Below are 224 nucleotides of genomic sequence, written 5' to 3' on the forward strand. Positions count from 1 at the left end.
CGCCTACAATGCTAATACCTGCTTCAGCGGCTTTATCTGCACCGCCGCGCAGGATATCGCCCAGGACTTCCATAGGCAACCTTTTTTCCGGGAAGCCTACCACATTCAGGGCAAAGAGAGGCTGACCGCCCATGGCATAGATGTCACTGAGGGAATTGGCTGCGGCAATCAGACCGAAAGTATAGGGGTCGTCCACTACGGGTGTGAAAAAGTCGACAGTCTGG

The 224-nt window shown here is 54.5% G+C and carries 1 protein-coding gene; it reads right to left on the reverse strand.

All coding sequences use genetic code 11. The features are described from left to right. Nucleotides 1-224 (reverse strand): AIR synthase related protein (locus JDF658_RS12650; RefSeq protein ID WP_242946681.1); only part of this gene is annotated, 224 nt, incomplete at both ends.

This window comes from Carboxydocella sp. JDF658, from assembly GCF_002049395.1.
Lineage (GTDB): Bacteria > Bacillota.